Origin of the sequence: Parachitinimonas caeni, from assembly GCF_030129945.1 — a bacterium.
GTDB lineage: Bacteria > Pseudomonadota > Gammaproteobacteria > Burkholderiales > Chitinimonadaceae > Parachitinimonas > Parachitinimonas caeni.
The window spans coordinates 62119-76113 of the sequence record NZ_JARRAF010000001.1; the positions used below are offsets into that span (position 1 = coordinate 62119).

The following is a 13995-nucleotide window of genomic DNA, read 5'->3' on the forward strand; positions in this document are numbered from 1 at the left end:
ATACCGATCAGCAATTACTTAGGTAATTACCCTTAGATGCCAGATCAACGCAGCCCACTGATGTATTCTGAAACGGCTTCGATTTCTTTATCCGTCATCTTGCCAGCAATTGCTTGCATCATCTGATTAGCATCGTTTGCACGCTCACCCTTTTTAAAGGCGGTCAGCTGAGATGACACGTAAGCGCCATGCTGGCTCGCTAAACGCGGGTACTGAATTGGCATCCCCGCGCCGGCCGGACCGTGGCAGGCCATACAAGCCGGTACGCCAGACGTCTGATTGCCACCACGATAGATCTTCTTGCCTTCAGCCAACAACTTTTCATTGTTTGCGCCGCGCGCCTTAGGCTGCTGGGAAGCAAAGTATGCTCCCAGGTTTCTCATATCTTCATCTGTCAGGGTTGCCACCTGACCCGCCATGATAGGGTTCTTGCGAATTCCCTTCTTAAATTCAACCAACTGCTTGGTAATGTACTCTGCGTGCTGACCCGCCAAACTTGGATTGGCAGAAGCCGCACTATTGCCATCCAGTCCGTGACAAGCCGCGCAAACCTTCTCGACAATCGCCTTAGCTTTTGCAGGATCTGCCTTGGCTGGGGCCGCTTCGCTCGCTGCCAAAGCGGAAGATGCAGTCATCAGGCCTAGGATTGCCGCCAACAGGCTGCGTTTCATGGTGACTCCTTGATTAGTGAACTGGGTGCCAAACCTGCCGACAAATTCGCTATTTGCACGCCATCACCTTGTTTTGGCTGCATTTGTCAAAGGCCGGTTCGATTCAAACCTGATATTCTATAACAATTCGAAATTTGCGCAAAAGCGCGAACAAAAATGTCCCTTTTTTCAAAACTCCAATTCTTCACTACCGTCAACGACCTGCACTCTCTTCCGTATAACGGCCTGGAAGTCGCGTTTGCAGGGCGCTCGAATGCGGGCAAATCCAGCGCCATTAACACACTGGCCAATCACACCCGATTAGCTTACGTCTCAAAGACCCCCGGCCGAACACAGCATATCAACTACTTTACTTTAGGCGACGACCGATTCCTGGTAGATCTTCCTGGCTATGGCTACGCTCAGGTACCCGAAGCTATACGTGAGCACTGGATCAACTTACTCAGCAAATATCTGCAGACACGCAAGCAGTTGGTTGGACTCGTCATCCTGATGGACTCGCGCCATCCGTTCAAACCACTCGATAGACAGATGCTCGACTGGTTTGCCTCAACCGGCCGCCCCGTTCATGTCGTACTGACCAAGTCCGATAAGCTCACCCGCCAGCAAGCCGCACAAACACTTGCCAGCGCAAAACTCGAACTGAAGCACTACCCGAATCACACTTGCCAATTATTTTCCAGTTTAAAGAAAACAGGAACCGAAGAGCTCGACCACGTAATACAAGGCTGGTTTAACCGGGCACTTGGTACAAGCGAAGACACTTTAGCCTGATACTGGAACTTTCAACTTCGCGATTGACTCAATACGACAGGCGTTGCCTCCCACTCCCCTCCCTGAGTGGGGCCCTGTTGTGCTGTCTCAAGGGCATTGACCCCAGCCTTTTCCCCTTAGGTTGGGGTTTTTTATTGATTGCCAAATTTGGTTTGACTGCCGATATCTGCTAGACAATCAGTAGGCAATGATATTTCATTGACATCTGCCGCTTGCGTTGGCCGTGGAGCTGGCTCGCCGCTTGTGTTATGTTATCCACCCAGAATAATTTTCCCGGAGCAGGCCCTAATGGTTTATCAAAGGGCAAGAACAGGAGACTGCCGATGAGCAACCTATCCGGCGTGAAGGTTATGGTCATCGACGACAGCAATACCATTCGCCGCAGCGCAGAGATTTTTCTTGGCCAAGCAGGGTGCCAGGTAATTCTTGCCGAGGACGGTTTTGACGCACTGTCGAAAATCAGTGACCACCATCCCGACGTTATATTTGTTGATGTGATGATGCCTAGACTGGACGGTTATCAGACCTGTTCGCTGATCAAGAAAAATCCTAAGTTCAAGACAACTCCGGTGATTATGCTGTCCTCAAAGGATGGTTTATTCGACAGAGCTCGCGGCCGTATGGTCGGCTCCGACGAATATTTGACCAAACCATTCACCAAAGACAGTTTGCTACAAGCCGTTGGCTCGCATGTGGGACTTGCGTCCTAGCTTTCCGATGGCTTTTATGCACAAACTACTTTTACTAGCGTACTAGCGCACCGGCTTCATCCGACCGGTTGCGACAGGGAACTCACCATGGCGATCAAAAAAATTCTCATTGTCGACGACTCTCCAACAGAGAGGCACTTCCTAGGTGAGCTGCTCACCAAAAACGGCTTTCAAGTTATGACACTGGAAAGCGGCGAGGAAGCGGTTGCCAGAGCAAAGGAAATCATGCCCGACCTGATATTGATGGATGTGGTCATGCCCGGTTTGAATGGCTTCCAGGCGACACGCACAATCACCCGGGATGAAGCAACCAAGCATATCCCTGTGATCATGTGCACCTCCAAGGGACAAGAGACAGATGTTGTATGGGGCAAGCGTCAAGGAGCCAGAGGCTACGTTGTTAAGCCTGTTGATCCAGCCGTCTTGTTGGAACAAATTGCGGCATTGAGCTAAAAAATGGCGAAGCGGATCAGCTTACGTGAGTTCCAGGAAGGCGTAGTTGCACGCCTGAAATCCATTGGCGGCGGGGAGGCTGCACCGTCAAAACTGGGTATTCAGGTTGGCGCAGGTCACTGGCTTGTTGATCTAACGGATGTCAGTGAGGTTGCCCCCGTACCGCCCATCGCAGGCGTGCCGCTTACCCACTCTTGGTTTAAGGGCGTGTCAAACGTCCGTGGCAACCTATTCAGTATTGTTGATCTGCCAAGTTATCTGGGAGAGGAGCCTGTTCGGCTCAATCTCAGCAGCCGTCTCTTATTGATTCATCACCGGCACATTGTCAATTCCGCCTTACTGGTCAATCGAATGCTTGGACTCAGAAACATCGAGTCAATGCAACTTACCACCGAACCCGATGCTGACAGACCTTGGATCGGTGCTGGCTATAAAGATGAGTCAGGACGAGACTGGCGAGAACTCAATGTGCCTTTGCTCGTGCAGCAGTTACAGTTCCTTCAGGTTGGCACTGTATAACCCGATGTTCCGAGATAAGGGCTTTTGGTAATTTATCCCTTATCATTAAATAAAACTTAACCAACATGAATGTTGGCAAATAGTTTTACTCAATAGTGCGCCATTCAATACATACCTTTTCTCGGTGATCCAAAATACTGAGTAAGGCATTTTCAAATAGACCGTAAGTGGTCGCCCGACTACACAGGGCAGGGAGATTTAAGCATGGCTTTTAACATGGACAAGCTGAAAACTATGCTGTCACTGGGTGGCAATAAGAACGCGTCATCGCCCACAGCTAAAGACGATAAAAAATTCCAGCCACTCCAAACCGTGTCAATCCTGGAAAGAATGCGCACTTCTGCAGGCGAAGAAGGAATGACACGCCCCCTACCAGTGATCGGGAACTGGCCTGTACGACAGCAAATGACATTCTTTGTGGGCACGATGGTGGTTTCGATGACCATCTTCGCGATCACGATGGCATATGCGTTCCGCCACTCTACACACAGTGCAATTTACCAGTCGACTTCGACTGAAATGCAGATGTTGTCGCAGCGAATGGCACGTGCTTCAGCTCAAGCCATTCAAGGGAATGCCAGCGCATTCCCGCTGCTGAAGGAAGCTTACGAGAAATTCAATGCAGACTTAGCTAGGTTGAAAAACGGCGATGACAGTCTGCCAGCAACGAGTGGCGACCCTAAAGAAATCCTCAATAAGATTGACAAGGTCTGGACCGAATTTTTCCAACCGAATCCACGTAAACCAACAGTCAAAACGATTGTTGATCAACAAAACACCCTGATTGCTGTTACCAAAAACGTTAATGCGATTAACCAGAATGACGCCAAACTGCTTGAGTTAACACAACAACTGGTTTCTTTGCTAACCGAGACCAATGCTTCGCAGCATGAAATCGAACTAGCAAACCAGCAAGTTATGCTGTCACAACGTATGGCCAAGAACGCTAACGCGATGCTGGCGGGTGAAATTATTAACCCTGAAGTCGTGTTCTTACTTGGCAAAGACACCAACACGTTTAGAGATACCCTGCAGGGGATGATTGACGGCAGTGAAGAATTGCGAATCCCACCGGCGAAAAACCCCGAGGTAAAAGCCAAGCTGGATGAAATCCGAGATATGTTCAAGGACTTCGAGACAGTGGTAGGTGCATTCTCCAGAAACATGCAGAACTTGGTTAACACCCGCTTAGCCAACCAGACCATATACAAAGAGAGTGAGACGCTTCTCAAGCACTCCCAAGAGCTCACCCATGCATATGAATCTTCTGCGGGTGGTGGATGGACAACAGCAGTCGAAATCATCTCTGTGGTCGTTGCGCTAGCTGCTCTGTGGTTACTGATTAAAGTCTATAACTCTGACTCGCAACGTCGCCGAGCTGAGATTGAACGTGAAAACAAGCGTAACCAAGAAGCTATTTTGCGTTTGCTGAACGAAATGTCCGATTTGGCAGATGGAGACTTGACCGTTAGAGCGTCGGTTACCGAAGATCTGACTGGCGCTATCGCCGACTCAATGAACTATACGATTGACGAGTTGCGTAACCTGATTATAGGGATTAACCGGGCAACCGAACAAGTTACGGCAGCATCCCAGCAAGCCCAGAACATATCCAGTGAATTACTCGAAGCGGCACAGCGGCAGTCTGAAGAAATTGTTGAAACCAACGATGTTGTTCAGCGAATCGCCAAATCTATTACTGATGTTTCCGCAAACGCAGCAGAGTCAGCAAGGGTTGCGCAGCAGTCGCTTCAAGCTGCGGAGAAAGGAACTTTGGCTGTACAAAACTCCATTTCAGGTATGAATGAAATTCGCGAGCAAATCCAAGAGACCGCTAAACGTATTAAGCGATTGGGTGAAAGCTCTCAGGAAATTGGTGAAATCGTTGAATTGATCTCAGACATTACTGAACAAACAAACGTTTTGGCGCTGAATGCTGCAATTCAGGCAGCATCTGCAGGTGAAGCGGGCAGAGGCTTTACTGTGGTTGCGGAAGAAGTTCAGCGGTTGGCAGAGCGCTCCGCAGAGGCGACTAAGCAGATCGGTGCGATTGTTAAAACCATTCAGGCCGATACCCATGATGCGGTGGCTGCTATGGAGACCTCTACACATGGTGTAGTTGAGGGTGCAAAGCTGTCTGATGCAGCGGGGCAAGCTCTGTCTGAAATTGGTCAGGTTTCGAATGAGCTCGCGGGTCTGATTGAAACAATTGCCCAGTCAACCCAAGCGCAGCAGGGATTGGCTCATAAAGTTTCTCAGTCCATGCAAGACATTTTGCGGATTACCGAGCAAACCACTGCCGGTACCAAACAGACAGCCGTATCTATTGGTCAGTTGACCGGACTGGCGGCAGAACTGAAAGGGTCCGTATCAGGCTTTAAACTATAAGCCAGATCGAAGCGCAGCAATGAAATAAACGTAACTTCTCCCACTGTGGCTCGACAGAGCCGACGCGGTGGATGTTACAGCCTTGATTTAGGCGGTCCGGGCTGCTGATACGCCCGAGCCGCCGCCACTGAAAAGTGACGCAGATGAGCGTACAGACCGAATTCGACATGGGCTCCCTAATCTGGGTAAAGGGCGAGATTGATCAAGCAATAGATCGAGCCCGCCAGAGCATCCAATTGTTTGTAGAGAAGAATGATTCAGCCCAGCTCAAGTTCTGCCAGACTCACCTGCATCAGGTTACCGGCGCCATCGAAATGGTTGGACTTGATGGTGCAGCGCGGTTTTCAGAAGAGTTGGAGCAGTTCGTTGCGGCGATTGAGCGAAACGAGATTGCCGGAAATGAAACACATATCGAGCTGATTGGTGCGAGTGCCAAAGCAGTCGCCAATTTTCTGGAATCGTTGATTAATGGCTCCCCAAACGTAGCCCTTAAGCTCTATCCGCATTACAAAAAACTCCGCGATACACGAGGATTGGACGAAACCTCCGCGTCCGATCTCTTCTTCCCTGCGTTATCAGCCAAACTTCCCCAAAGCGTCGCTTCTTCGAAAATGGAGGAAGCGCAAATAGCCAATTTCATCAAGTCTGCACGCGCACGGTTTGAGGCAGGCCTGCTTAAGTGGCTGAAAGGTCCGCGAGCAGAAGGTGCTGCTTGGATGGCACAAGGCTTGTTTGGCATATCAAGAACCCAGTCGAGTAGCTTACAGAAGGGGTTCTGGTGGTCTGCAGGAGCAATGTGCGAAGGGCTCGGAGACTTCTCTGGGCCTATTGACATCAACGTTCAGCAATTGCTTTCCCGAATCAACTTACAACTGCGTCGTTTGTCTGATGGCAGCGGCAAAGTCGCTGAACGCCTGTTCCGTGATGTACTTTTCGTTGTTGCACATATCAAGTCCAAAAGCCCGCATGTCGCTCTCGTCAAACTAACTTATGACTTGAAATCCTTGCTACCACAGGCAGGGATCGAAGAGGACGCAAACCTGATTGCACGCAAGCAATTGGCACGTGAAATTAAAGACCTAATTGGTCACGCCAAAGATAATTGGGCGCGCTACTGTACCGGTAGTCAAGATCGCATCGGCCAATTCGTTGAATACATTCAACAGGTAGAGTCTCGGAAAGCAGGTATCGACTTACCTCAACTCGGGGAGTTACTCGCCGCGGTACGTACCGCAGCAGAAGCCACCAAAGGTAATGTTTCAGAATCAAGCGCCTTGGAAATCGCGACAGCACTACTGCTGATTGAAAACGCGATATTAGTCTACCCTGAGCGCTCCGAGGATTTCCCACAGCAAGCAGCTGCTATGCTGACCAGGCTACGTGATGGCGGCGCGGGCAGTACTGATCTGCCATTGCTTGATGAAGTCAGTCGCAGGGCTCAAGAGAAAATGCTCTTGGCCCAAGTCTCGCAGGAAATTCAGGCCAACCTGCGCCAAATTGAGCAAATTCTCGACACCTTCTTTAGAGACACCTCGACTCGTAGCGAGTTGAAATCTCTGGATGGCTTCATCCGCCAAATTCAAGGTGCCTTAATGATGATGGATGAGCGAACCGCCAGTGAACTACTTGGCGCAAGCGCAGAAATCATTACCAAATGCCAAAACGATGCTTATGAGCCAGAGCAAGCAGAACTTGAGCTCCTAGCCGAAGCGCTATCGAGTCTTGGTTTCTATATTGAAGCTACTCAGCGTGGTGATGCGGATCGTGAGTCCATCATTCTACCGTTCCTACGAAGACTGAAAGGCGAGCCTGAGACATCTATTGCCATACCGCAAGCAGAAGAGTTGGTGCTGGAACAGGAAGAGCCCCAGGCACCCAGTGCACCGACCGCTGTCGCTCCAGTTACCGCAACAGCCATCCCGCAAGAGGAAATCCCCACCGTTATTGAAGAAAACAAGGTGGAACCGGTCCCTTCGGCAACACCCACTACCTCAAGCACGCCAGCTGCAGTGTCAGATGCCGCCATAGATGCAGAGTTGCTCGAAGTCTATCTGGAGGAGGCTGTCGAAGTCTTGGCTAGCGTTTCGGAACAGATGGCAATTTGCCGGGATCGACCAAATGACCGGGATGCACTCACCATCATCCGCCGCAGCTTCCATACCCTCAAGGGTAGTGGTCGCATGGTCGGTCTTTACAATATTGGGGAAGTTGCTTGGGCCGTTGAACAAGTCATGAACAAGTGGCTGCAGGATGAGCGTGCAGCCACGCCAAGCCTGCTTACGCTGATTCAAATGGCGCATGACAGCTTTGCTCATTGGGTCGAGCAGTTGCAAAGCACCGGGGAAGCACTGGTCGAGTCCAGCAAGATTTCTACACTCGCTGAGACCCTGAAATCTGGTCAGGAGCCTGAGATTCCTCAGTCCGAACCTGTCGCCGTACCACCAGTTCAGGTTGAAGCCGTCGAAGAGACGCCTGCCGAACTCGTCATTGGTTCCGTCAATATTACTCCGACGCTATTCGGTATTTTCGTCGAAGAAGCCGAGCGGCATATCGCGGCATTGCGTGATGCGAATGTTGCCGCCTCTGCGGCCGGCCAGATGAACAAGGAGTTCGTACATGCCGCACATACGCTTTGTGGGATTGCCAATACCACTGGCTTCAGCCCTCTTGGCGAATTAGGCCATGCACTGGAGACCGCAGCACAGAGCCATGACAAGCACAGTTACCCGGTAGAAGCTGCCGCTGCCAGCATGTTCGAGCAAGCCATTGAGCACGCAGAGCAGATGCTGGCTGCAATTCGCACCAAGCACTATCCCGAGGCTGTTGAGCCATTGGTCAATGAATTATTGAGCTGGTCCAGCGAAGTAGCGGCCAAACAGTCCGCTGCCGCAGCAGCCAGTGCCGAACTGACCCTACCACAAGTTGATTTCGACCTAGAGTTGGATGTCGCGCCTCAGGAGCACGTGGCAACGGAAATCAGTCTCCGGCCAGACGCAGAAGAAGCATTCAATCTCGACTTTGGCAGTACTTTGCAGGACGAAGTCTCGTCTACCGAGCCAAGCGAGGGTTTGGATATCTCCCTCGACTTTGAACTCGAAGCAAGCGCACCACCGGTTCTCGAAGTTCAAGAAGCAGCCGAAGAGTCCGCACTTTCTCTCGAGTCAGCGCAAGACCTCCGTACCGTTGAAGAAACGCCAGCACTCGCTACGCCAACGTTCGATCTGGAGTTGGATCTGGATGTATCCACTGCAGAGGAGCTGGTTGTAGAGGAAGCTCCTGCTATGGCAGAGACGCTCCTGCCCGTCGCCGCAGAAGAGACTGCAGATCTCGACCTAGATCTAACACTACCGGCAGAATCGGCTGCACCGTTGGATCTGGACTTTGGGTCCGCAGAAGTAATTGAGCAGAGCTCGCACGAATCTCAGGAAGAGCTGACAGAGCTTAGCCTGCCAGACTCCACACCAGAACTTGAAGCGGAGGAACCTGCCGAGTTGCTCGACCTGTCGCTGGAGCTTGATCAGCCAGCGAGCCCAGACTTGGAAGTGCCTGTAGCTCCTGCCTTGCCAGCAGTGCAAATCGACGTCAGTCCAGATCACGATCTTGAGCTGGAAATTGATACCTCTGCTCAAATCGAGCTGATCGAAGAGCCAGATCTCCAAGCTGTTGAGCTTGAGGACGAGACGCCCGCTTTGCTAGCAGTTGAAGATGAGCCAGTCCTAGCGGAAGCCCCACAACATCAAGAAGTACTAGCTGAAGAAGCTATCTTGCTTGAAGAAAGTGATCTTGGAGAGTTTGCCTCTTCTACCGACGGAACCCTTGTCGAACCTGAGCTTGATACGCTCTTAGTAACGGCAACCGATGAACCGGAAGTCATTGTGCCGGTTGAGCAAATTCAAGAAGTGATCAGTGTGGAGCCAGAGCTGGTGGTTGCCCTGGAAGAGCACGAAGAGCCCGAAACTCCTCAGCAGGCAGAATCCAGTATTTCGATTGAAGAAGCACCTATCTCGCTTGAGTTTGATACCAGTGCAGTCGAGGTATTGACGCTTGAAGAGACAGATACTGCCAGCTTCGTACCCCAAGATGCGCTTGACGCTACCGATACGGTACCCGGCTTGGCAACCAAGGCTGCTGAAATTCAAGTGTCAGACGATCTTGATGACCAGCTGCTGCCCATCTTCATTGAAGAGGCACAGGAACTCATGCCGCAAATCAGTGCGGATTTGCGTTCATGGCGTGGTGACCTTGCCAATACCGAATATCCAGACTCCCTGCGCCGAGTCCTGCACACGCTGAAAGGCAGTGCCCGGATGGCAGGCGCCATGCGCTTGGGTGAAGCCACCCATAACATGGAAACCCGTTTGCTGAATGCCGGGGAGCGAGTTCCACAAGAATTGCTGGATGGCTTGGACACAGATTTTGATCTGGTAACAGAACTCTACGATGAACTGACCGGCCAGAAGAAGCCGTCCGCAGCCGCTGCAGCACAACAAGCCGCTCAAGCCAGCACTGCTGCCATGATGCCGGCACTGGGGCTCGTGGACACCGATGCCGCCCGCGCCAGCATCCGCGTCCGAGCCGATCTGCTTGATCGGCTCGTCAACCAAGCCGGTGAAGTCAGTATTGCGCGGTCTCGCATTGAGTCTGAAATGCAGGCACTCAAGCAATCCTTGCTCGACCTGACAGACAACGTCGGTCGTTTGAGAGCCCAGTTGCGGGAAATTGAAATTCAAGCCGAGTCGCAAATGCAGTCGCGCTTGGCACACACCGCAGTTCAACCGGACTTTGACCCGCTGGAATTTGACCGCTTCAGCCGCTTGCAGGAACTGACCCGCTTCATGGCCGAAAGCGTAAATGACGTCGCGACAGTTCAGCATAACCTGTTGAAGAACCTGGATGAGAGTACCGCTGCGCTACAGCAGCAAGGTCGGATGACCAAAGACCTGCAGCAGGAATTGATGCGGGTACGCATGGTGCCGTTCTCAAGCGTTTCCGAGCGCCTGTATCGTCTGGTTCGTCAGACAGGGAAAGAAGTCGGCAAGAAAGTTAACTTGGAACTGCGTGGCGGCCGAGTAGAAATCGACCGCTCCGTTCTGGAGAAGATGGTTTCTCCGTTTGAACACATGTTGCGCAATGCCATTGGTCACGGCCTGGAAAACCCGGATCAGCGAGCCGCAGCGGGTAAGAGTGAATTCGGTGAAATCCAGATTGAAGCCAGACAAGAAGGTAACGAGCTGGTGGTCACTCTGCATGATGACGGCGCAGGTCTGAACCTATCCAAAATTCGGGCCAAAGCCATTGAACGTAACTTGATTACTGCAGACTCCAACCTGTCTGATAATCAAGTAATGCAGCTGATTTTCGAAGCCGGCTTCTCTACCGCAACCGAAGTAACCCAGCTCTCCGGCCGTGGTATCGGCATGGACGTCGTGAAGAGTGAAATTGCCGACATTGGTGGTCATGTCGATGTCACAAGCGAAGCTGGCAAGGGCACAACGTTCACGATTCACCTGCCGCTGACCCTGGCGGTGACCCAAGCCGTACTAGTTAAGGTTGGCAACAAGCAATATGCCATCCCCTCGGTGATGGTGGAGCAGGTGCAAGAACTGAAGCAATCTGCGCTGGAACGGGTCTACGAGGCCGGTTATATCGAGTGGCTGGGTAATCAGTATCCCTTCTTCTATATGCCCCGACTGCTCAACGACCATGAAACCATGGCAGAGCAGAAGCGCTACAACACCATTGTGCTGCTCCGTTCAGGCACGCAGCGCATCGCTCTGCACGTCGATCACCTGATGAAGAATCAGGAAGTGGTGGTGAAAAACATTGGCCCACAACTGATTCGAGTGGCCGGCATCGCCGGCGCTACGGTGCTGGGGAATGGCGATATCGTGCTGATTCTCAACCCACTGCAGCTGCTGCAGCGCTTGGTTGATGCCGGTTCGCTATCTGCTGTACCAGGCAAGGGCCCCGCACAGACCACGGGTATACCAAGTGCAGCAGCACAGGAAGCCTTGCATGTCGCTTCTGCCGTAATGGTGGTTGACGATTCGCTGACGGTGCGCAAGATCACGGGCCGCTTGCTCGCTCGCGAGGGATATCAGGTACTGACTGCGAAAGATGGCGTCGACGCCCTACAGCAGCTGCAAGATACGAAACCCGATGTCATGCTGCTGGATGTTGAGATGCCACGGATGGATGGCTTTGAATTAACACGGAATATCCGTACCAACGCAGAAACCCGAGACATTCCGATCATCATGATCACTTCGCGTACTGCAGATAAACACCGCAACTATGCTTTGGAGTTGGGCGTGAATGTCTTCCTCGGTAAGCCATACCAAGAAGACGAGTTGCTTGAGCATATCCGGCGTTTGATTGATCAACGTATCACGGCCTGATCAAACAAGGCTCCATTGTCATTTTGCTTCCGGATCGCATTTCGTCGGATTTGGGCCTGATGCGAGGCAAAAAGCGCGCCGCTTAGTGGTAAGCCACGCAATTCCCCGTCTGGGCGCACTGGCTGTAAGGCTTGCGATGTAAGCGATACAGCCAGTTAGTCAACGGGGCAGCAGGCCCAAGTCCGGCGAAACTCTCACGCCAGGTCGATTTTTAGGGCGTAGCATAGTCAGGGTATGCTTGTTTCACCCGCTAAACCGCTCTCACCCTGCCATGCGTAGTAGTTCGGGCTTTACTTTAACTCCTACCATCCACGGCCTACTCCTTGTGAGTATCACCCTGCCCCAAAGTTCGGCCTGGTGCGACCGAAAGCAAAATATCAACCGCGCCTAGTTGCATGCAGTCAAGCCAATGCGGTGCCGTCTATTTGATGGTGCCGCATTTTGCTTTTCCATGTGCCAGCTTATCGCCGGGGAGGGGTCACAGCCCCTCCTCTTCGATACCTATATCCCCATCCACGCAGACTCAAGCAGCAGACATGTCGAGCTGGCATTAGCTTTGCTGTAGTAAAAATTACCATTAAAACAGTCGCTAAGAATCTGGAATGGCACAGAGCGCTCCGGAGAAACTCATGCAGCTCCTACCGTTTGACTTGGCTGACCTCCCCCGCCTGCTGGCAATGCAAGCGCAGCTACCGCTACACCAAAAGTTGTACCTAGCCGCCAATCTTTCCAATGATTTGACGGACCATGCACACGGGAATGGTCGACAGGTGCGCGTAGCCTGGCGAGAAGGAATGCCCGTCGGCTTAGCAGGCTGGGTGAATCAGGGTGTGCAAGACGGGGAGTTTTATGGCCTCCCTGTCATCGCGGCCGACCATAATGCCGCATTGCTATTGGTAGAGCTGCTGATTGGAGAGGCGAAGCGTCAAGGTGCGCACTGGCTCAGAATCAATACTTATCCAGAAGAAAGCGGCAAGATCACGGCCCTGCATGGTTCAGGATTCTCTCCTGTATTTGAATTCGTTGACCTTGAAATAGCTTTGCCCACAAATACTGAAAATAACCCGATGGGCTTTGGATTGCACAGGATTGCGATTCCTGGCATTGACTTCACCGCCCTCAGCAGGCTCCACAACCGGGCATTTCTGGATGTTCCCAATGCGCCGGCGATCACTCCTGATGAACTGGCACGAATTTGGCTTTCGCCCGCCGTCCACTTAAATGCCTCACAAGTCTGGCTGGATAGTCATGGCAAGTACCGAGCGTACTTGCTCATCATGCAAGATGGCAGCCTTCATAGCTTTGGCGTGGACTTCACCTGCCGAGGCCAAGGTATTGCTAAAGCGATGCTGTCGCAGGCCGCTAGGGTGGCCCATCAAAATGGACTAAGCAAATTGGAGTCAGTTGTTGCCAGCACCAATGTCGAATCGTGGAGCTTGCACCAATCTTTCGGATTTATTGAAACAGGAAGGAGAACAGTATGGCAAAAGAATTTACGGCAGAAACTGACATAATTAGTCAGTCCGCTGTACGCCATCGCCCTGTTGTTGATGAATACGCAGAGAGGATTGCGCAATCACTGGTTTCACTCGGCATCCACTACGACATCATCACTAATCGTCGCCTGCCTATATTCAGAGAGGCTGACGAACTTTTAGTGGCCGAAATAGAACCAACAGGCAGACTGCATCTACTGACACCGGATGCCGCCACGGCCTGGATTGCCATGAAAGCAGCAGCAGAACGAGATGGTGTTTGTCTTCGCTTGTTATCTGCCTTTCGCAGCTTCGAGCGGCAGTATGAAATTGTCTGCCGGCGCATGGCACTTGGTGAACCCTTGGAAAGCCTGTTGGCGTTATTCGCCCCACCCGGATTCAGCGAGCACCACACAGGTCGAGCGATTGATCTCGGTACCACAGCTTGCCGACCACTGCATGCCAGCTTTGACGAAACTCCTGCATTCACCTGGCTTTGCCAACGAGCCAGAGACTTCGACTTCTCACTAACCTATCCCAAGCACAATCTGCTGGGCTTTGGCTACCAGCCTTGGCACTGGGGATATCGGGGCTAATGTCGCCAAAT

General features: G+C 51.9%; 9 protein-coding genes. 8 read left to right on the forward strand and 1 reads right to left on the reverse strand.

What is annotated here, in order from left to right; translation table 11 throughout:
* Positions 1 to 44 precede the first annotated feature (44 nt).
* Complete coding sequence (locus PZA18_RS00260; protein ID WP_284098764.1) at positions 45 to 671, reverse strand: c-type cytochrome; 627 nt, start codon at positions 669 to 671, stop codon at positions 45 to 47.
* Between the two features lie 156 nt (positions 672 to 827).
* On the opposite strand from PZA18_RS00260, the gene yihA reads away from it, so the two are divergent.
* The 8 genes from yihA (at position 828) to PZA18_RS00300 (ending at position 13984) form a co-directional block, all read left to right on the forward strand.
* A complete protein-coding gene (gene yihA, locus PZA18_RS00265) occupies positions 828 to 1445 on the forward strand; it encodes a ribosome biogenesis GTP-binding protein YihA/YsxC (protein WP_284098765.1) in 618 nt (205 codons plus the stop codon).
* 323 nt (positions 1446 to 1768) lie between these two features.
* Complete coding sequence (pilG, locus tag PZA18_RS00270; RefSeq protein WP_284098766.1) at positions 1769 to 2155, forward strand: twitching motility response regulator PilG; 387 nt, start codon at positions 1769 to 1771, stop codon at positions 2153 to 2155.
* 87 nt (positions 2156 to 2242) lie between these two features.
* Positions 2243 to 2608, forward strand: a complete 366-nt coding sequence (locus PZA18_RS00275; protein ID WP_284098767.1) for a response regulator — start codon at positions 2243 to 2245, stop codon at positions 2606 to 2608.
* Between the two features lie 3 nt (positions 2609 to 2611).
* Positions 2612 to 3127 carry a chemotaxis protein CheW gene (locus tag PZA18_RS00280; protein WP_284098768.1) on the forward strand — a complete coding sequence of 172 codons (516 nt, stop codon included), beginning with the start codon at positions 2612 to 2614 and terminating at the stop codon, positions 3125 to 3127.
* 204 nt (positions 3128 to 3331) lie between these two features.
* On the forward strand, positions 3332 to 5515 hold the full coding sequence (locus PZA18_RS00285; protein WP_284098769.1) for a methyl-accepting chemotaxis protein: 2184 nt from the start codon (positions 3332 to 3334) through the stop codon (positions 5513 to 5515).
* Between the two features lie 143 nt (positions 5516 to 5658).
* A complete protein-coding gene (locus tag PZA18_RS00290) occupies positions 5659 to 11913 on the forward strand; it encodes a hybrid sensor histidine kinase/response regulator (protein WP_284098770.1) in 6255 nt (2084 codons plus the stop codon).
* A 629-nt stretch (positions 11914 to 12542) separates the two neighbouring features.
* The gene (locus PZA18_RS00295) at positions 12543 to 13427 is read left to right on the forward strand and encodes a GNAT family N-acetyltransferase (RefSeq protein ID WP_284098771.1); all 885 of its coding nucleotides are present in this window, start codon (positions 12543 to 12545) and stop codon (positions 13425 to 13427) included.
* A complete protein-coding gene (locus PZA18_RS00300; protein ID WP_284098772.1) occupies positions 13394 to 13984 on the forward strand; it encodes a M15 family metallopeptidase in 591 nt (196 codons plus the stop codon). Before PZA18_RS00295 ends, PZA18_RS00300 begins: the two co-directional genes overlap by 34 nt.
* The last annotated feature ends 11 nt before the right edge of the window (positions 13985 to 13995 follow it).

Coding starts and splice junctions, on each gene's coding strand:
- PZA18_RS00260 (WP_284098764.1), bottom strand. CDS start 671: ATGAAACGCAGCCTGTTGGCGGCAATCCTAGGCCTGATGACTGCATCT.
- yihA (WP_284098765.1), top strand. CDS start 828: ATGTCCCTTTTTTCAAAACTCCAATTCTTCACTACCGTCAACGACCTG.
- pilG (WP_284098766.1), top strand. CDS start 1,769: ATGAGCAACCTATCCGGCGTGAAGGTTATGGTCATCGACGACAGCAAT.
- PZA18_RS00275 (WP_284098767.1), top strand. CDS start 2,243: ATGGCGATCAAAAAAATTCTCATTGTCGACGACTCTCCAACAGAGAGG.
- PZA18_RS00280 (WP_284098768.1), top strand. CDS start 2,612: ATGGCGAAGCGGATCAGCTTACGTGAGTTCCAGGAAGGCGTAGTTGCA.
- PZA18_RS00285 (WP_284098769.1), top strand. CDS start 3,332: ATGGCTTTTAACATGGACAAGCTGAAAACTATGCTGTCACTGGGTGGC.
- PZA18_RS00290 (WP_284098770.1), top strand. CDS start 5,659: ATGAGCGTACAGACCGAATTCGACATGGGCTCCCTAATCTGGGTAAAG.
- PZA18_RS00295 (WP_284098771.1), top strand. CDS start 12,543: ATGCAGCTCCTACCGTTTGACTTGGCTGACCTCCCCCGCCTGCTGGCA.
- PZA18_RS00300 (WP_284098772.1), top strand. CDS start 13,394: ATGGCAAAAGAATTTACGGCAGAAACTGACATAATTAGTCAGTCCGCT.